This window comes from Arthrobacter sp. MDT2-34-1, from assembly GCF_059091365.1.
In genome coordinates, this window is sequence record NZ_JBNHGO010000003.1 from 239,578 (window position 1) to 259,501 (window position 19,924).

The 19,924-nt window shown below is 62.8% G+C and carries 12 protein-coding genes; 9 read left to right on the forward strand and 3 right to left on the reverse strand.

From position 1 onward, the window contains the following. Window positions 1-129: 129 nt before the first annotated feature. The 3 genes from AC5RVV_RS14515 to AC5RVV_RS14525 are packed head-to-tail and all read left to right on the forward strand — an operon-like array spanning window position 130 to window position 1,326. Entirely contained in the window at window positions 130-447 is a 318-nt protein-coding gene (locus AC5RVV_RS14515) for an XRE family transcriptional regulator (protein WP_494002095.1), read from the forward strand. A 37-nt stretch (window positions 448-484) separates the two neighbouring features. Further along, the gene (locus AC5RVV_RS14520; protein ID WP_494002096.1) at window positions 485-778 is read left to right on the forward strand and encodes a winged helix-turn-helix domain-containing protein; all 294 of its coding nucleotides are present in this window, start codon (window positions 485-487) and stop codon (window positions 776-778) included. Further along, window positions 721-1,326, forward strand: a complete 606-nt coding sequence (locus AC5RVV_RS14525) for a GIY-YIG nuclease family protein (RefSeq protein WP_494002097.1) — start codon at window positions 721-723, stop codon at window positions 1,324-1,326. The genes AC5RVV_RS14520 and AC5RVV_RS14525 overlap by 58 nt, the downstream gene beginning before the upstream one ends. Before the next feature lie 470 nt (window positions 1,327-1,796). Here AC5RVV_RS14525 and aceB read toward each other — a convergent pair whose 3' ends face one another. After that, on the reverse strand, window positions 1,797-3,437 hold the full coding sequence (gene aceB, locus AC5RVV_RS14530; RefSeq protein ID WP_494002098.1) for a malate synthase A: 1,641 nt from the start codon (window positions 3,435-3,437) through the stop codon (window positions 1,797-1,799). 218 nt (window positions 3,438-3,655) lie between these two features. Next, window positions 3,656-4,972 carry an isocitrate lyase gene (gene aceA, locus AC5RVV_RS14535; protein WP_494002099.1) on the reverse strand — a complete coding sequence of 439 codons (1,317 nt, stop codon included), beginning with the start codon at window positions 4,970-4,972 and terminating at the stop codon, window positions 3,656-3,658. A gap of 128 nt (window positions 4,973-5,100) precedes the next feature. Between aceA and AC5RVV_RS14540 the strand changes: the two genes are divergently transcribed. Further along, window positions 5,101-6,615 (forward strand): helix-turn-helix domain-containing protein, encoded by a 1,515-nt coding sequence (locus AC5RVV_RS14540; protein ID WP_494002344.1) that lies wholly within the window; start codon window positions 5,101-5,103, stop codon window positions 6,613-6,615. A gap of 377 nt (window positions 6,616-6,992) precedes the next feature. Beyond that, complete coding sequence (locus tag AC5RVV_RS14545; protein ID WP_494002100.1) at window positions 6,993-8,087, forward strand: HNH endonuclease; 1,095 nt, start codon at window positions 6,993-6,995, stop codon at window positions 8,085-8,087. On the opposite strand, the gene AC5RVV_RS14550 is transcribed toward AC5RVV_RS14545, so the two are convergent. Beyond that, complete coding sequence (locus tag AC5RVV_RS14550; protein ID WP_494002101.1) at window positions 8,084-9,058, reverse strand: DNA cytosine methyltransferase; 975 nt, start codon at window positions 9,056-9,058, stop codon at window positions 8,084-8,086. The genes AC5RVV_RS14545 and AC5RVV_RS14550 overlap by 4 nt on opposite strands. A 1,194-nt stretch (window positions 9,059-10,252) precedes the next feature. Here AC5RVV_RS14550 and AC5RVV_RS14555 point away from each other — a divergent pair. The 4 genes from AC5RVV_RS14555 (at window position 10,253) to AC5RVV_RS14570 (ending at window position 19,801) form a co-directional block, all read left to right on the forward strand. Next, window positions 10,253-11,443, forward strand: coding sequence for a DNA cytosine methyltransferase (locus AC5RVV_RS14555; protein ID WP_494002102.1), 1,191 nt, complete (start codon window positions 10,253-10,255; stop codon window positions 11,441-11,443). After that, window positions 11,440-13,320 (forward strand): hypothetical protein, encoded by a 1,881-nt coding sequence (locus tag AC5RVV_RS14560; RefSeq protein ID WP_494002103.1) that lies wholly within the window; start codon window positions 11,440-11,442, stop codon window positions 13,318-13,320. Before AC5RVV_RS14555 ends, AC5RVV_RS14560 begins: the two co-directional genes overlap by 4 nt. Then, window positions 13,317-14,876, forward strand: coding sequence for a hypothetical protein (locus AC5RVV_RS14565; protein WP_494002104.1), 1,560 nt, complete (start codon window positions 13,317-13,319; stop codon window positions 14,874-14,876). The genes AC5RVV_RS14560 and AC5RVV_RS14565 overlap by 4 nt, the downstream gene beginning before the upstream one ends. Before the next feature lie 605 nt (window positions 14,877-15,481). Beyond that, entirely contained in the window at window positions 15,482-19,801 is a 4,320-nt protein-coding gene (locus tag AC5RVV_RS14570) for an ATP-binding protein (RefSeq protein ID WP_494002105.1), read from the forward strand. The last annotated feature ends 123 nt before the right edge of the window (window positions 19,802-19,924 follow it).

The window sequence follows — 19,924 nt, forward strand, 5'->3', positions numbered from 1 at the left end:
CATGCATTGGTTGATGTGGCTTAAGACAACGAGCTTTCTGCTTGCCCGGTAGTACCCAACTCTGGAGGTCGCGGGCGGAAAGCCGAAACGACGGCTGCACCTTTTCTCAAAGACTGGGATGATCAGGCCATGACTAAGTCTTCGATGATCATTCCCTCAGATCTTGCACGTGCGGCCCGCGCACTAACCCAGGTCTCGTCCAAGGTGATCGGCAAGGCATCTGGCTTGGACAGAAAACAGGTGCGCAATTTCGAGAAGGGCAACCAGGCGCTGACCCCGGAGCAAAACTGGCAATTGCGCCGTGCCTTAGAGCAATTCGGCGTCGTCTTCATCGAAGACGACGATCACGGCGGCTACGGAGTGCGCCGGAAGTTCAACGCTTCCAAGATCGCGCGCTTGGAAACCTGGGAAGGCGAAGGCGGAACCTCACACGAGGATGACATATAGCGAACTCCGCCGAACGAAGACGAGGTAGGTTGCTGGGATGACGCTCCACGAAGCCATAATGTCTGTTCTGAAAGAAGCACGGCGGCCGCTCACAACTCGTGAAATCGCTGACGCAGTGAACATGCGTGGACGATACCAGCGAGGCGATGGTCAACCAGTGCCGAGCTCGCAGATCTCGACTCGCATCCGTAAGTACCCTCACTTGTTCATCAAAGTGGGAGAGGCTTTGTGGGCCAGCAATGAAACTTCGAAGATCCACGCACGGTTCCAAATATGCAATCCCGCGCCATTCCGACGGGGGCTTCCGAGCCTTCAAAGAGTATGCCGGTAGATGTAGCACGAGTCGAACGAACTCTCCTTGCAGAAGGGAACTTCCGCCCGGCGGGGACGATCGATGATGATGTGCCTCCCAGTCCCGGCCTGTATGCGATCCGCGTCTTCTCTGTAGCGGAACTGCCAGAGCCCTTCCGTGGAATTGCAGAGCGTCGCAACGATAACTTGATTTATATTGGCGAGGCTAAAACCAGCCTCCGGACCCGCTTACTACACCAAGAGCTCAGAGGCCGAGGGCACGGTAACTTCTTCCGCAGCATGGGTTCAGTTCTGGGATTCAGACCTGAGCCAGCTTCGCTGGCCGCCAAGGTCAACAAGCGCAACTACACTTTCGCAGCGCATGACAGAGCAGCAATCATCAATTGGATCAACGCCCACCTTGAGATCGGATGGGTTGAGTTTCAAGGCTCAATCCATGAAACCGAAGTGCAACTCCTTCAAAGGCATGGACCTCTCTTCAATCTCAGTGGTAACCCTAGGCGGCTGCCAGAACTTGAGACATTGCGGAGGGAGTCCCAGCTGATCGCGCAAGGCAGCCAGGGATAGGCGGGTTCGGTGATGGGACCGCGAGCGAGGGTACCTACCCGCAAACGAAGCGGCTCGAAGGCGGCTACGCGGTGCTGGAGCTGCCCTCGTATGATGCGGCCCTGGAGTGGGCCGCGAAGCTCGCGGCCGCTTGCCGGTGCGCGCAGGAAGTGCGGGCTTTCCAATACGACCCCGCCAGCTAGGATGGCTGGTCCTCCTAGCTCGGCCCGTGAACACACCGCTCGACGGGCGCGAACTCCCCTCCCCAGAACATGCCAGCAAAAAAGCGCCGGGTGCGGCTCCGTCTGTAGAGCCGCACCCGGCGATTCATTTCACTGTGCTTCCGCAGGGCCGCCGGCCCGCCCGACCATCGGGCTGCTTGTGGCGAAAGATGCGTGGACCTGGCGGCCCTGCGGAAAGTTTATGGTGCCGGCGGGTGACCGGGGGCTGGCTAGTGGACCCCGGCCCGCCGCCGGACGAATGGTGGCAACTTAGGCCGCAGCAACCACCTTGGCCGGCGACTTCTCCAGCAGGTAGTTCTGGTACGCGGGGATCGTCAGGAAGGCGGGGAACTCTTCGCCGAGGGCGCACTCTTCGAAGATTTCGCGGGCGTCGTCGAACCGGTCGCCGTCGAACCGCGGCAGAGCGGCGAACTCTTCCTCCAGCAGTTCGCGGACCCATTCGCGGGTGATGATCTCGCCGTCGTCGGTTACGGCGTGGGCGTGGATCCACTGCCAAATTTGCGAGCGGGAGATCTCCGCCGTCGCGGCGTCCTCCATCAGGTTGTGGATGGCCACCGCGCCGTTGCCGCGCAGCCAGGACTCGATGTATTGGATGCCGACTTCCAGGTTGGTGCGGATGCCGGTCTCGGTGATGGAGCCCTCGGTCCCGGCGACGTTCAGCAGGGCGGCGTCGTCGGGCGTGACGTCCTCTCGCTGGCGGTCCAGCTGGTTGGGCCGGTCACCGAGCACAGAGTCGAACACCTCGCGGCAGACCGGGACCAGGTCCGGGTGCGCCACCCAGGAGCCGTCGAACCCGTCGGAGGCCTCGCGGGTCTTGTCCGCGTGCACCTTCTCCATGGCGATGGCGTTGGCCTCCGGATCGCGGCGGCTGGGGATGAACGCGGCCATCCCGCCGATGGCCATGGCGCCGCGGCGGTGGCAGGCGCGGACCAGCTGCTCGGTGTAGGAGCGCATGAACGGCGCCGTCATGGTCACCTGCGTCCGGTCCGGCAGCACGAACCGCGGCCCGCGGGCGCGGAAGTTCTTGATCACCGAGAAGATGTAGTCCCAGCGGCCGGCGTTCAACCCGGAGGCGTGGTCGCGCAGCTCGTACAGGATCTCCTCCATCTCGAACGCGGCCGTGATGGTCTCGATCAGCACGGTGGCGCGGATGGTGCCCTGCGGGATGCCCAGCAGGTCCTGCGCCAGGATGAACACGTCGTTCCACAGCCGGGCTTCCAGGTGCGACTCGATCTTCGGCAGGTAGAAGTACGGTCCGCGGCCCTGGGCGATCAGCCGCTGAGCGTTGTGGAAGAAGTACAGGCCGAAGTCCACGATGCCGCCAGCCACCGGCTCGCCGCCGATCAGCATGTGCTTCTCCGGCAGGTGCCAGCCGCGCGGCCGCACCACGATGGTGGGCAGGTCGGTCAGCGTCTGGCCGGTCAGCTTGTATTCCTTGCCCGTGTCGGAGACGAAGTCGATCCGCCGCTCCAGCACGTCGGTCAGGTTCAGCTGCCCGTTGATGACGTTGGACCAGCTGGGGGTGGAGGAGTCCTCCATGTCCGCCAGCCACACCTTGGCGCCGGAGTTCAGCGCGTTGATGGTCATCTTCTTCTCCACCGGCCCGGTGATCTCCACCCGGCGGTCCTCCAGCCCGGGCGCCGGGGGAGCCACCTTCCACGAGGAGTCCTCGCGGATGTGCCGGGTGCCGGGCAGGAACTTCGGGTCGTGCCCGCGGGCGATCGAGCGCCGCCGGTTCTCCCGCTGGACCAGCAGCTCCCGCCGCCGCGCCGCGGTGGCCTGGTGCAGCCTGGCCACAAACTCCAGCGCCTGCGGGGTCAGCACTTCCTCCTGCCGGCACACGGCCGGGCCCGTCAACGTAATCCCGTTCAAGGTAATCGGATCGTTCATCGCTCATTCACTCCTCAAGAAAACTTTTGTCAGTACGACGCCGGCGTCCGGCTTGGGTGCCAAAGTTGCGTTGCGCCTGTGGTGGGGTACCGATGGAGCCGATTGGGGGTCCGGAAAGCGGCTAATAGATTCCGTAAGGCCGCCCGCGGCCGTCGGAATGTCGTGCCGCGGCGGACCCCCAATCCGCGAAGCCGAGCGCCGCCGTCGTGATGTAGCTGTTAGTGGAACTGGCCCTCTTCGGTGGAGCCGACCAGTGCCAGGGTGCTGCCGTTGGGGTTGAGGGCAGTAGAGATGGTGTCGAAGTAGCCGGTGCCCACTTCGCGCTGGTGCTTGGTTGCGGTGTAGCCGCGGTCTTCGGCGCCGAATTCGCGCTCCTGCAGTTCGACATAGGCGCTCATCCCGTTGCGGGCGTAGCCGTGGGCCAGGTCGAACATCGAGTAGTTCAGGGCGTGGAAGCCGGCCAGGGTGATGAACTGGAAGGTGAAGCCCATCGCCCCGAGCTCGCGCTGGAACTTGGCGATCGTGTCGTCGTCCAGGTGCTTCTTCCAGTTGAAGGACGGCGAGCAGTTGTAGGAGAGCATCTGGTCCGGGAACTCGGCCTTGACCGCCTCGGCGAACTTGCGGGCCAGCTCCAGGTCCGGGGTGCCGGTCTCCATCCAGATCAGGTCCGAGTACGGCGCGTAGGCCTTGGCCCGGGCGATGCACGGCTCGATCCCGTTGCGGACCTTGTAGAAGCCCTCGGGGGTGCGCTCGCCGGTGATGAACTCGGCGTCGCGCTCGTCCACGTCGGAGGTGAGCAGCGTGGCGGCCTCGGCGTCGGTCCGGGCGATGATCACGCTCGGGGTGCCAGCCACGTCGGCGGCCAGTCGGGCCGCGTTCAGCGTGCGGATGTGCTGGCCGGTGGGGATCAGCACCTTGCCGCCCAGGTGGCCGCACTTCTTCTCCGAGGCGAGCTGGTCCTCCCAGTGCACGCCGGAGGCGCCGGCGGCGATCATGGACTTCATCAGCTCGTAGGCGTTCAGCGGCCCGCCGAAGCCGGCCTCGGCGTCGGCCACGATCGGCACCAGCCAGTCCTCGACGGTCTGGATGCCCTCGGAGAACTCGATCTGGTCGGCGCGCATCAGGGCGTTGTTGATCCGGCGGACCACCTGCGGCACCGAGTTCGCCGGGTACAGCGACTGGTCCGGGTAGGTGTGGCCGGAGAGGTTGGCGTCCGCGGCCACCTGCCAGCCGGAGAGGTAGATGGCGCGCAGCCCGGCCTTGACCTGCTGCACCGCCTGGTTGCCGGTCAGCGCGCCGAGCGCGTTGGTGTAGCGGCCCTCGGCGGCTTCCTCGGTCAGCTGCTTCCACAGCTTCTGGGCGCCGCGCTTGGCCAGCGTGTGCTCTTCCTGGACCCGGCCGCGGAGGCGGACGACATCCGCTGCGGTGTAGTCGCGAGTGATGCCCTCCCAGCGGGAATCGGCGGCCCACTCGAGCTCCAGTGCCTTGGCCGCTTCCTCAGCGTTCATCGGGGCCGGCTCAAATGATGCAGTCATTGCTGTCTCCTCTTCGGTGTCGGGTCCGGCAGGTTCCGATCCTCGGTGATCGGTCCGGGCCAAATCCTTCGTGAAATTGACTATTCCGCACTCTGCAACAGGTAATCCATGGAAAATGGTGGAAAGATCTGCAGTTCTTCTCGTATTCTCAAGAAATGACAACCACCAGCTGGAATCGTCCCGCCAAGAACGACGGCGGTGCCTCCGCAGAGCCCGAAGTCGACGTCATCAGCCTCGGCCGGCGGGTGCGGCACCTGCGCAAGGCCCAGAGCATGACCCTGGACGATCTCGGTGCTGCAGTCGGCGCCGCGCCGTCGCAGCTCTCGCTGATCGAGAACGGCAAGCGTGAGCCCAAACTCGGCATGCTGCAAGCCCTCGGCAAGGCGCTGGGTGTAGGCATAGACCAGCTGCTCGGCGCCGAACCGCCCAGCCGCCGGGCCGCCCTGGAAATCGAGCTGGAACGCTACCAGCGCGGGCCGCTGTACGAGTCGCTCGGGCTGCCCAAAGTCCGCGTCAGCTCGCGGCTTCCCCTGGACGTGCTGGAGTCACTGGTCGGGCTGCAGCACGAGCTGGAGCGCCGGCTGGATGAGCAGGCAGCCACCCCGGAGGAAGCCCGCCGCGCCAACACCGAGTTGCGGAAGGAGATGCGCGCCCGGAACAATCACTACGAGGACCTGGAGGCCGAGGCCCAGAAGCTGCTCAAAGCCGTCGGTTTCAAGGGCGGCCCGCTGTCCCACCACGTGGCCGCGGACATCGCCGAGCACCTCGGGTTCAGCCTGCAGTACGTCAGCGACCTGCCGCATTCCACCCGGTCCGTCACGGATTTGAAGAACAACAGAATTTACTTGACCCAGGGCCACCGGTCCGAACACGACCCGCGCTCCGTGCTTTTGCAGGCCGTGGGCCACTACGTCCTGGGACATCAGGCGCCAACCGACTACGCGGACTTCCTCCGCCAGCGCGTCTACACCAACTACTTCGCCGCCGCCCTTCTCATGCCCGAGCACGCCACCGTGGACTTCCTACAGAAAGCCAAGGCAGCCAAGGAACTCGCCATCGAAGACCTGCGCGACGCCTTCAGCGTCTCCTACGAGACCGCGGCCCACCGCTTCACCAATCTGGCCACCCACCACCTGGGCATCACCTGCCACTTCCAGAAGGTCCACGTCTCCGGCATCATCCACAAGGCCTATGAAAACGATGGCGTGAACTTCCCGGCCGACCACACCGGTGCCATCGAAGGCCAGCCGGTCTGCCGCAACTGGACCTCACGCGCCGTGTTTGACGTACCGGACAAGTTTCGCGCCTTCAACCAGTACACCGACACTAAGGCCGGGACCTTCTGGTGCACCGCCATCACCGAGCGCCACTCATTGGGGGAGTACTCGCTCAGCATCGGCATCCCCTACAAGGAGGTGAAGTGGTTCCGCGGCCGCGACACCACCGAGCGCTCCGACTCCAACTGCCCCGACGAATCCTGCTGCCGCCGCCCACCCGCCGACCTCGCCGCCCAGTGGGCCGGCCATGCCTGGCCCAGCGCCCGCGCCAACTCCCACCTCCTCGCCGCCCTCCCGCCAGGAGCATTTCCGGGGGTGGACGAGACGGAGGTTTATGCGTTTTTACAGGCGCACGCGGGGCGGTAAGAACCTGCGATTGCCCTTCAACTTGCGATAGCACTTTCCTCAAATGCTGACAGGCCTTCGTAAAATTCGAATTCGTAGCGCGCAACCAGCGCTGCAGTATTCCGTCCCACGACTGCATAACATTCCAGCATCGTAAAGCGACACGGCATCAGAAGGGTTTGGCGTAGGAAGGATCTGATATCCCCTCACAAAACCCTACGGTGGTCTTGTGTCGATTCAGCCTCTACATCGCATATGCTTCGATGGTGAGCTTAGATACTTTAGTGGGCCAAGGGGGCCTGAAGGGCCTGCCTCAACTATCTGCCGGGACCTTGGCGTTTCGTAAACAGCCCAGTGGTGGCCGAGGAGAATATGAGTTTGTCGGTCGCCAAGGGGGCGTGAGTGCACGCGATCTCGAAGACCGATACTTTATCTTAGACACTCCGTTCGGAGACAAAATAACAAATATGTACTTGGGAAACCAAGGAGGTAAGCACCGGTTGAGATTGCTGGATGCACGAGTTGACATCCACATACAACGGCAGTTGGCGGCTCTCGTGATGTTGCCCAAGAGTACACGATCGGAAGACAAGGTTTCCGCGGCGCTTCCAGTATTGCTAGAGGACCGTTACATCCTAGATGCAACAGTTGATCTCGTTTCCGATTCTCGCAACACCGCGCTGGTGAGGCCGACCGTGATTGTTGCGCGTTCGGGTGACATTGGAGACGAAGCTTCCAAACAGCGCATAGAGCTGAGTCAACGGTTTTCGGACTTGTCTAAGTTGTATGAAGCTGTCGAAAATCTGCCTGGGAACCTACAAAGTTTGATTCGGGTGCATCAGGAACTAGTGCTGTCGTCACCAACAATTGGCAAAGAAGCTGAAAAAGCGGTTGGTGCTATTATCGCAGAGCTGAGAACCATGCAAATTGATTATCTACCTGGCTCGGACCCGCTTCCCGTACTTATGAGCTTGGCTGGTCTTGCTCAAGATGATCCTGAAATCCCTGAACCGATGCTGACACCGGCAGATGATCTTGAAATTAGGCGCCGTTCTGAACACATCTATCGGCAACGAAGGATGCGTGGACCGGGTGCAGCAAAATTCAGGAGGGAAGTGCAGGAGGCCTACGATTTTCGATGCGCTTTTTGTGGGCTTCGGGCCCCATCTACACCTAAGCGCTCCGTGCCTGGCGTTGATGCGGCGCACATCCTTCCATGGGGCCAGTTTGACCTGGATGTTCCACAGAACGGGCTAATTCTCTGTAAGCAGCACCACTGGGCCTTCGACAGTCATATTCTGACTCTCGGTCATGCTTCCGGAAGCTATTTTGTCAATTTGTGTGAAGACATTGACGACGTCCTCATGGGCGACAGCTGGACATTGGAGATACTCAACGCCGCCGTCGGCCGCATAACCGAAGATCGGCTGCCGAGGGCCGCACTGCGCCCTGAGAGCAGATTTATCGATGAGCTCTATGCCGTAACCGCTTAGGCAACGGCCTCTTCGGATTCCTTGGAAACATAGTTTTCAAATGCAGCACAAATCCGTTCGCCGAGCCAAGAGATCACGTTGACCGTGACCGCGTTCCCACAAGCGTGATAGCGAGCGGAATCGAGTTTTTCCTGATCTTTAATGGATTCATGAACGTCTGTCCATCCGTCGGGGAAGCCTTGGAGTCTCTCTGCTTCCAAGGGGGTTAGCCGTCGGACTTCGCCTTCTGGGTAGGAGACGTAGTTGCGGGACCAGTCGGTACCTGTATGTCGAGCAGATTCGGCATAGAGGCAGTGGGCGAGTTTTTTGACGAATCCCCGCTTAGAATCTCCAACGCTGATCGCAAAGGGGGAAATAGATTTCTTCCCATGCGATCCGCTCTTCTCAGAATCCCGGTCGCCGCATTCGGGCTCAAAAAGTACCGACGCGGCGGCTTCCGGGTCTCCAAGAGATCCAACAATGAAGACTCGCGTGCGACTTTGGGGGATGCCGAAGTAGCGACTGTCAAGTACTCGCCACGCCACGCCATACCCGAGGTCGGCCAGCGTTCGAATGACGAGTCCGAAATCTCTTCCTTGGTTGGAAGAGAGGAGACCCGCAACGTTTTCGAGGATGACAAATTTGGGGCGACTCGCTTCAAGAAGGCGAGCAAACTCGAAAAAGAGGCCGGATTGAGATCCTTGTAATCCACTGCGTGGTCCCATTCTTGCTAGTGAAATGTCTTGGCATGGAAACCCCCCGGCCCACACATCGGCTTGTGGGATCTCTTCAGGAGTGACATTTCGAATATCGGTCGCCTTGGGTACTTGAGGCCAATGGCGGTTGAGGACGTCTTGGCAGAAAGGCTTTATTTCGCACTGCCAGACTGTACGCATTCCTGCAAGCTCAAACCCTAGATCGAATCCACCAATGCCTGCAAAAAACGACGCGACCCGAGGCACAGAGGAGTTGTCTTCAACTTGATACTTCATCGGTTTCCTGTCTGCATGCTACGTCAATCATAGGGGGATGGTCCTGGTGAGGCCGTCTTCGACAGTCGTGAGTGTGTCTTGCACACATACAGCGGATCCCTTGTAAGCGTTGAGGTTGCGGCCCCTTCGTGCGCTCCATTTGGGTACTTGCACGGTATGCGGTAGGTAATGGGCATCACTGCCTTGCTCCCCTCTGTCGTCACTCTGAGATGCTTCCATCCGGGTCTGACATTTTTTCCAAGACTGGCGTGTAGCTCGTATGACTAAGACTCACTGGCAGTTGATCGGCGGGGACCGACCCACCTCATCGTCTGCGCCAAAGACAAAGCACTCTGATACGAACGGCATACTGATGACTGCCGGTGTTGTGGGTGCATCATGCCCGGCGCGGTCCGAGCATGCCCTCGGCGCGTTCGCTGACGCTGTCGTCGCGGCTCGCGTTGCTGCTGATTCCAAAGACGTTGAGCATGAACCAGTCCGTGACTGGCAATGGTGTCGATTGCCTGCGGTTTAGCCCCTCGAATCCGATCCCGCCTTCGTTGATCCCGTCTACCAGTTCGATCAGGTTTCTAGGGGAGGTGGTTCAGCCGGTCCACCTTGGTCACTACCGGCACCTCCCTTCATGAAGGGACTCAAGACCGGCGTCCAGCCTGGGCGCTTCGCCCTGGCACCGCTTACGCCCTGATCTTGGAACAGGTGCCGAGGTGATCCTTGACCCCGGCCGTATTTAGTGCATCCTTGTGGCCGTCCAAGTTCTGGTTCGCCGTCGTGATCCGCGTGCATGTGATCCATGCCATGATCCACGCGTGTCTGCCCTCCGGGTGTGGTCTGCACCACGCAGGGCATCTGTGCCCGGACACGTTGGGAGATGTCGCCACCCCAGACAAGTAAAACAACGCGTCGTTCGGCCGGAATGTCGGTCGGGCCGTATAGCGTTGCGTCCATGGGAAGGACGTCCGCCCCCGGGGCGCATATCGACTGCGAAGCCAGCGCGGCGCTTATCCGCCTCCCCGCCGTTCGGGAGCGTGTCGGCATTACTCAAGCGGAGCTTGCCCATTGCCTGGGGGCGTCCCAGTCAGCGGTGACCGGACCCGCAACCGGGCGGCAGCGACTCAACTTGGCCACTGGCACCCGGTACGCCGAGGCCCTAAACTGCAATGCTACGCTGGCAATCCTCGAGCGGAGGTCCTCCTGATGGCCCTCCGCTCGAAGCGCTACGCGGCTGTCTCGCTGTTTTCAGGCTGTGGCGGCATGGACCTAGGGGCCGAGCGGTCAGACCGGGCCCGTGTTGTGTGGGCAATCGATAACGAACACTGGGCTGTCGAGACCTACCGTCGTAACATTGGCAATCACATCGTCGAGGGGGACATCACCGAGACCCCTCTCCCCGATGTTCCTTGCGACATCCTCCTCGCTGGGCCACCCTGCCAGGACTATTCCACGTTGTGGAACCACGATGGCCTGATGACAGCCCGGGGCAACCTATTCCGGCAGGTAGCTCGCTATCTTGACGCTCTCCGGCCCGCGGCTTTCGTGCTCGAGAACGTCCCGGGGTTGCTCTCGGCAAACCATGGCGTTGCCTGGACGCTGGTCCGACACGCTCTGAAGTCGCCGAGCAGCTATGTCGACGCCATGCCGATGCAGCGCCTGCGTGGCCGTGGGGTCCACTACGACATCAGCGCCCAAGTGGTCGATATGTCCGACTTGGGTGTGCCGCAGAACAGGGAGCGGCTCATCGTCCTCGGCATTCGTCGTGACCTAGGAGTCCGACCGCCTGTGATCCCCACTCCCTTCCAAGGGTCTCCCCTCACAGTTAGGGATGCTTTGGATAGGTTCCCGCTTCCCGATGAAGCCCCAAACCATGAGCGCGGTCAAGACACTACCGATGTCGTCGAACGCCTCAAGCTCATCCCTCCTGGCTCGAACTACGAGGCCATTCCCGCCGGTCATCCTCTGGCTGTGAAGGGGCTTATCAGTCATGTGTACCGACGGCTCGATCCGGACAAGCCTTCCTACACGGTCATCGCCGGTGGTGGTGGCGGAACTCACGGCTACCACCATGTTGAGCCACGCCGCCTGTCGAACCGTGAGAAGGCGCGCCTCCAAGGCTTCCCCGACGACTTCGTTTTCGAGTTTGGCAAGGATCCCCGGGACATGAGGTCGGCGTACCCAAGGGTCAGGCGGCAGATCGGCAACGCTGTCCCGCCGCCGGCGGCCGAGCTCATCGTAGGAGCACTAGCGCAAGTCTTGGAGGATGCAGGAGTGCCCGCCCGCACCGGGGCCGAACTTTGCGCTGTCCGTCGCGGCCAACGCTCGCTGGTCAACGTTCCGCGGCCAGTGTCAGCAGTCTCCGCTATTGAGGAAAGGGTCGCTGTAGCCCAGTGAACGACACCCGCAAACCCCTACCAGAAGAACTGCCCGCGGTCAGGGCGCTGAGACTGCTCTCGGTCTTCAGCGCGGATCAGGCCGGCGCCTACCGTGAGCACTTCGCCGAGCTCACAGACGCCCTAGGCAAGGATGTCGAGACCAAACTCAGCGGGTTCGTCACTGACTGGGCTGTCCAAGGCATGCCAGGAGTCGTGGTGCTCACAGGCAATGCGGGAACCGGAAAGACCGCCGTCGCGGAGGCCTACTGTCGCGCCGCAGGAGCGACCCTGCCCACCGAGGACGCCCTCGTCGAGGTCGCACCCAGGCAGCGGGTGGTCAAAGATCTTTCCGGATTGCCCGATGCGATGTCCAGGGCCTCGACCGTGCGCTCTGCGCTCGACGCGAGCGATTTCCAAACGCTGCTGTGCGCTAACGAGGGCGTCCTACGTGACGCCCTCGACGACATTGGTGCTCGCGAGGCCGCTCAGGTTCTGGACGGTGCACTAAGGCACGGCGCTGCGAAGATCGACGGGCTTACTATCGTCAATGTCAACCGGCAAAGGCCCACAGGGGACAAATTGTGGAGCCAGCTGGTGGACTATGTGACCCGTGAAGAGATTTGGGGTGGCTGCGCAGACTGCCCCTTCGACACTGGCGGTTGTCCGATGCGCAGTAATGCTGCTCATCTGCGAAGATCCGATGTGCGAGAGCAACTACGCACCCTGGTCCGTCTCGGAACGGGCGAGGCTGTCCCCACGTTGCGCGAAGTCTTGGCGATCCTGTCTTGGGCGGTCGTCGGGCCGCATACTTGCACGCAGGTCAAGAAAGACAATCGGGACCGCGGCAACAGCGCTTTTGCTGCCGTCGATGGCTACTTCGGGCGTGTCATGGGTGGAGGCCTCACCGCTAGTGCCGCTGAGCGGTCGCCGCTCCTTACCGGGATGAAGCGTTCGGGCTTGGGCGCAGTTAGTGATCTCGAGGTGGACGGCTGGCTCCGCGACGGGAGCGGGGCTCCCGAAGGTGTGAGGCGTATCGCCGGCGATCCGCACATCACGCGCCCGGAAGTGAGCGGCGCCGGTCGCCTTCCCGTGCTTGCGGGCTCGGAGTCGCCCCTGGACAGAGTTCGCACGGCTCAGGGCGAGATGACCTTCTACGCGCTGGGCGAGATGGTCAGCACCGATGAGGATCTGACGCGCGTCGAGGACGGCTTGGACGCCTTGGTCCGGGGCGACGGCGTGACCAATGCTCCGGCGGAGCGCCTCTGGAGGCAGCGCATCTTCTTCGAAGCCTCGAGCGACCTCGGAGGGGCGGCCGACTCCGCCCGGCGCCTGTTGGACTACCGCCATATCGTCGAGCTCGTCGAACTGGCCAGAAAGGTAGCCGCCGGCGGGGACACGGTCATTGAACTCAACGAGCTCGTCCGCGGCCTGAACTTCCTTGTCACAGGGTTTTCAAGCCCGAACGAGGGCCTAATCGTGCCCGATCCCGCGTGCCTGTTCGCCCGAGACCCCGGTTCGTTCCGGCCTGCACGGCCGTCCTTTGTGCACGGTCAACTTCAGCTGGAAAGCCTGGCACTTAGAGTGCCTGATGCCGGTCTGGTTGAGGAGTTGCTCGACGTTGACCATGTGGACGTCGAGCTCGTCGTTGCCCGGGGCCACGACCTCGCCCTTCGCATAACGCCCCGCATGTACGAGGCAATCAGGGAAGCCGCCGCTTTTCAAGGGCCGGTCGGCCAGGGCGTCGCCGAGATGAATGACCTACGCGGCTTCTACGGGCGTTTGGCCGCCGCCGAGCTCCACACCGATCGAACACTGCGCGTCGCTGACCCCGATTCCAACCCCCCGGCGTTGGTCACGATCTCCCTTCCGCACTTCGCAAAGCGAGGCGACCAATGACCGCACAACGCAGGAATTACCGGCTAAGCCCGGGGCCCATCGCGGAGGACTTGTTCTGCTTGGCTCCAGACCGCGACGAGCGTGCACCTCAACTGTGTGCGGAAACGTTGCTGACCTTGCGCCAAAACGACTATCGCGCCCCGGACGCCATCGACAATCTCCGATCACCTAAACGGCAACTCTTTGCGGTGCGCAGCCTGGCCCTGGGTGAGAACTTCCTGGGTGGCCGCACTCAAGGTCGAGTGGGCGATGCCGACACTTCCCCGGAGGAGTATGGCGCTCGCCTAGCGGGCGGGGACCAGGTTCGTGGCTCTGCCAATCTACAGCTCGCTCAACTCACCCTGCAGGGACTCGTTGATCCCGAGACGCAGCGAGGTCAGGCCGGGGCATGGCTCCTCCGCCCATTCCACGAGTCAATGCTGTGGTACGACGCACGCAAGCCGAGCCCCCGCAGCAGCGAGTACACCGTCCGCAAGGTCTATATGCGAGGTAGTGGGATCACCCTAGCCCGTCTCCTGGCAGATGCACCTGACTCCTCCGACGCCGCCCTCGGAAAGGCCGCTGTGGAGCAGATCCGGGTGGAACTGAATGCTGCCAGTCCACTCGCCGAAATCGGGTCAACGCTGGAGAGTGCGCTGCCGCGCAACGAAACCTGGACCAACCGACCCATCGACTTGGAGGACGACGAGAAGTCAGCCTGGATCCGTGGTGCCGACCCTCGCCTTGCCGGTCTCGCCCGAAGCTTGTGTCGCCACGTCGAAGGAGTTATGCTCCAAGGCCACGCCAGCGGACCGGCAAAGCTGTGGCAGCTGCGATGCATACTTGGCCTCGACTTGGCGCTGCACTTGCTGCGCACGGCCTGGGATGCGACGGACACCCCCTCCGAGGACCGCTTTCTGCTGTTGAGTTTCGGTGGTTCCCCCCGTGCGCAGGATCCCGTCCGGCAGCGGTCCGAGGAGTCGTACCGGCGGGCACGTATCCGACTCGCCGAGGCAACAGTCCGCACTCTGGCTAAGCGCATGCGCGACCTAAAGGAAGAGGAAAAGGTGACCGCATTCTCCGGCGAGTTCCGTGACCGGGCCTTGGCTGCAAGCGACCGCGACAGCGTCAGTAGCCAACTGACCCGGTTGCCCCTAAAGGCCAGTAAAGAGGACTATCTTCGACTCGCCCGGTTGGCAGTCGAGACCTCGAACTACAGCCGAGGCTCCGAGGACGGCTTCCGAGTGTTGTTGGAGTCCGTCGGCATGCTGGTGGGCACCGGCTCGTACCGCTACTTGACGGCGAGTCCTGACCTGCTCGGCGCGATGGTGGGGGCCTTGTCGAGTCGAATGCCGATGTCCAGCCGCGATTTCATTGCCGCGGCCCGAGAAGAGTGGGGTCTCGTAATTAACCAGGAGTCAGCCGCCGAAACCGCCCTCGCAGCTCAGCTCGACGGGACACGGCTCGCACAGAACGCCCGCGCCGCCGAGCGCCTGATGAGTGACGCGGGTCTCGCTGTGGGTCTCTCTGACCGCACCACGATGGTCGGGGAACGCGCGTCTAGGAGCCACCCATGAGCGCCCGCCTAGGGGCTGCTCTTGCAGAGCATCTCCGCCGCAGTCTGACAGCGGGAGAGCGGAATTTCGTCCTCGTCGAAGGTCTGCCGACGTCGGTTGCCGAGGGCATGAGCGCCGCCTGGGACGATAGCCTCCCCCAGCTGGCCGTCGTCTCGTCCTCACCGGCCCGGTTCGGATCCCACGCCATGCGAGACGTGTCCGGAACCCAGCTGCGAAACCAGAGCGTTGGGGGTGTGGTTCTCGTTCTCTGTGACGGTGAACAAGTGCCCGATCGGCAGTCCCTCAACTTGTTCGACTCTGTCTCCCCTAGCATCCTGCTAGAGACCGCCGAGGGCATGGGCATTCTGTCCCAGCAGTCTCCGGCCGTGGTCCTCGACGGCACGGCCCGAGCTGTCCGTGAGGCAATCAACCAAGCTCCGGTGGAGGCTAGGCCGAGCGCCCCGGCGGTCGCAGCCTATCTGGACCGACTTGCGAGAGGAGATGACCCCCTCGACGCACTCCCGACTCTGGGAGCTTTCGCGGACAGGATGCCGCCCGGCGCTCGCGTGGACTCGGGGCGTATCGAGGACAACCTTTCGCTCGCTGCCCGCAGGACCAGTGACGACGTGTTGAAATCAACAGCGTACGCCGACCTGCGCAAGCGCGCCGAGTCAGTTCTTCGTCGCCGCCCCGAGGTTGGTGCTGCAGGAGCAGCCGCAGCTGCGGACGCAGTGATGGCGCAATTGCAGGCTGGAAGCGCCGATCTGCTCAGTACCCTGCGGTTCGACGAGGCACGCGAGATCTTCGAGCAACGCCCGCAGAACCTGACCGATACCGTCAGGAAGGAGATGGATGTCTTCCAGAGTGGGCTCGACGCCGGAAGTCAGGCAGCTGGCCTGCCTTGGCACACTTACGATCAACGTGCCGAAGAACTGCGCAGAGGCAGCGGCCAGCGCAATGCTGCCCAGGACCTCTGCGACCTGGATGACGCCCAGCAGAGGCAAGTCTTCACCCGCCCCACCCGGCAAAAGCTCGAGCGGCTCCTGCGTGACAAAGCGGTCAGCGGCAGTAGCCCCTCTTGTCCAGAAGCGGCAATCGTCCGCGCCGCGCAGCAACTGGGCGGTATGGTTGAGCGCGTCCAGGTGCTTTCCCCTCAGCCGCCGGCCGGCGCGGCCTCGGCGTCCAATCGAACAGGGGCGGGCCGCATCCTCACACTCGCCTGCGCGCGACTGAGGCTCGGCGCACTCATGCGGAAGTGGGACGCCTCCGGTGGCGAAGTAGACGGACTGCTTCTGCGTAGTGCGGACGACGGTGATCTAGGCGACATCCTGGCTGGGTTCGGTGACGCCGGGCTCGCTTCAGGTGGGCAGCTCCCTGTGCTTCAGCTGCGACTTCACGCCGAAGACGGAAGCACAGTCCAGGTTGACTGGAGGCCTGACCTCGACGATGCCGCGACTCTGCGGGCCGCCGTCCTTTTCGCTGAGGCGCCCGTCCTAACACTTACACTCCTGGGTGAGCCGAGCCTCCACAGCTTCTGTGGGCAAGCCAATGCCAGTTCCCTGCAACCGGTGCCAGGACCCCTGTCGTCTCTCGCGAAAGCCCTGCAACAGCTGGCCCGCACTTCGCTCGACAGGGGCCTCGATCCATCCAATCTCAAGTCCTGGGTAGACACTTGGACCGCGGCCAGTAACGCGCAGGAGGCAGCGGGAGACTCCGACGATGCAGAAGCCCTGGCTCTTACCGGAGCGGTCCGTGGTGACCGCGCGGTCGCACTTACTGCCTTCGCTCCGATGAAAGCCGAGTGGCTAGCGCAGTACCTCGACGCACTCTGGAAGCTGGTGACTTGCGCCGAAGAACCTAAGACCGACGTTGACCTTGGCGACGCCGTCGCTACATCTGGCGGCATCGGGCGTATGACCGCCGCCCACCACCCGGCACACCTGCGGCTGTCGACCCAAGATCGTGTCCTCCTCCCCACCAGCGAGGGGCGCCTTTGGAGCCTGTACGGTGGAAGGTCCGCGCGAGACGAGAGCGGGTACGCAGGTGCTGCGCTTAGCTCAGTCGTAATGCAGCTGCTGAGCCTCCAGCCCGAAGCGGCGGGTCACCTGCGCTGCCTCGCCTGGGGGGCCGGCGCCGCTGACGTTTTGGTTGGCGAGGCAGTGCGGCTAATCGGCCGCAAGGCCGGGCTGGCCACAATCCGAAAGATAGAGATCTTCTGCGTCGGGATGAGCGACGACGACAAGCCGCGTCCTGAGACGCTCGCGATGGCCGACGACCAGTTGCGCCACGAGCGGGACGTCCTCGAGATCCGCTATCTCGAGGACCTGACGCGGGCACGACAACTCCTTCGCCCCGGCGGCGAAGCCCCGGCCGTACACCTCGCCTTGGTCACGGGACTAACCGACAGCCCCAACGCACTGCAGATTGAGAACCGGGAAGTTCCGCCTCCTGCTGATGACGACGAAGTCCTGTTCGCCCCGCGAGTGTGGCAGCGACCTCGGCAAGACCGTCGCACCCTGCTCATGCCCCCTGCGGCCTCACCCACGGGCCAGGTCTGGCTACGTCTACAGAATGCTGTTGATGAGGCTTGGCCGGAAGAGGGGCAACTTCTCCAGGTCCCCGAAGTGCGGACCACCACACTGGACATCGCCACCAAGTTGCGGGAAGTCCATGAGCTCGCTCTTTGGGTCGCCACGATGGACCGGTACGCGACCCGGGACAGCCTCGAGCATGCGCTTGGCGCCGACAACGTCGCCATCCTCCACCAAGAACGTCGCTTGGGTGGTGACAGCCCGCTGTCACTGGTCATAAGTCAGAGATCCGGAGGGCCAGCGGACCGGGCCATCGGCCGCAGCCTGCGCAGCGCGGGCATCATCAGGGAATCCGAGGTTGCGCTGTCTGTTGGCACTCAACTGCGACAGGTCGCGTCCCAGGGATATGGCATCCTCGCCCTGCAAGCCGCCAGTAGCGGTGCCGGCATCAATGAGCTCGTCGGGCACGTGGTCGCCTTCAGCCTGCTCGCCACCACGACCACGCCGTGGCCTCTGCCCCCGGGCTGCCGTGTCCTGCTCGTGAGCCTTGATGAGTACCATCACTGGTTCCCGAAGAAGAGGGCTGACCTACTCGCGATCGCCCTTGACCCCCAGTACCAGGGCGTGCATATCGCTACGATCGAGGTGAAGGCGCGACGCAGCGATGAGAATGATGCCGCCGCCGGAGCCTTGGACCAGCTGAACCAAAGCCTCGCAGCGACCAAGTGGGCTGCTTATCCAGAGGCAGGCAACATCCACAGCCGCCTATGGCTCAATCGCATCGCCGAAGCCGCTTACTCCGTAGCACGGGAGTCCAGATTCAAATTGGATTCGTCTGAGATGGCCGCGCTCGAGGCGTTCCGCCTTGGCAGAGGCACTCTTGAATGGGCCGGAATTGGACTGGTGTTCGGCCCGAAAGTCGAGCCCATGCAGCGCACCTACCGCACCGAGGTCGCCAACGACATCGTGCCGGTCGTGCTGCGCAGCATCCCCCTCACCGAAGATCTCCTGAAGGCAGCGACTTCTACCAGTCTGACCACATTGCGCACCGTAGAGAGCGACCGTCCGCCGCTTCAGAGCACCCGAACTCGTCGACGTCCCGAGGGCAACGGCGGGGCACCGCGCCAGCCTGAACTAGGCGCTAGCTCGTTTGACGGAAAACAGGACGCGAGCATGGAACAGGGCGCCACCGCTGATGAAACCCGTCAGGGACAGGTCGTGGAAGAAGTGGCGGATGCTGCCACTTCGTCGACCCCAGAAACCGGCCCGACCATAGAGAGGCAGCCCGCCGAGGCTAGGTCTGCGGCGACTGCAGCCGCTCCCTCAGAGTTCGTGGCACCACTCCTCGGATGGGACGCCGTCACCGACGAGGAAGTGCGGTGGCATCCCGCGGGTCCGGGCCAGTCGAGCCTACAGAATGGCCACACTGAGGTCTGGGGATCGTCCGGAATGGGGAAGACGCAGTTCGCCATGAGCCTGCTCGGTCAGCTCTCCGAGTTCAGCGGCAGTCGGTTCGGCGTTGCGGACTTCAAGAACGACTACAGCGACGACACCGGGTTCCCCTCATTCGCAGACGCCGACTTCATCGACCTATGGAACGTGGGTGCGCCTTACAACCCGCTCGCCCTCGACGACGAATCTGACCGTGCCGTCCAAAGCGCGATAATCGAGCTGCGCGACACCGTCGACGAGGCGATCAAATCAGTGAACGCACGGCTAGGCGTCCGACAGCGCGCAAAACTTGAGCAGGCGCTAAAGGACGCCTACGCCGTCCGCGACATCGAGGGCCGTTGGCCCACCCTTCGCACTCTCGACGACCAGCTGGATGCCGACCTGTCAGGCGTCATTGGTGACCTTACCCATAATGACCTGTTCAAGTCGGGAGAGCCGCTCGGGAACGTCATCAACTCTAATGTGGTGTTCGGTCTTTCGAAGATCCCTGGGAACGGGCAGACCACCGTACTTGCGGCCGGTTTCATCCTCTCCTCGCTCCTTCTGCGGGTGCAGAATCTGCCACCCGTGCCAAACACCGTCCGCTACGTCATGGTCGTCGACGAGGCGCATAGAGTCTCACCCTTCCGCGCCATCCAGACCATGATTCGCGAAGGCCGGTCCAAGGGCCTGGCAGTCATCCTCGCCACGCAGGGGCCCCTAGACCTGCCAGATGTCGTCGCCGCCAACGCGCAGACCAAGATCTGCTTCGGCCTGCCCGACGCGACCGTCGCCACGATGGCCGCCCGAAAGCTTCAGCCCGACAACCCGCGCCTCTCCCAGCAGATCCGAACTCTGGGCAAAGGCGAGGCGTTCGTGAGCTTCGCGGGAGAGGCACCACGTCTGGTACGCATGACCCAGGCCTATCGGGATGCCGCCAGTCTGGGCCTTCCCGATCTCCAAGCGACACAAAGGGCGCAATAAAGGATGCCCAAGGCCGAATGCGGACGGCCGTCCTCAATCTGAAGTTCAGAGTGCTGTCGGCACGGTACGGCGCGATGATGTCACCCTGCTTCATTTCGTAGGCAAACCGGAAGAGGATACCGG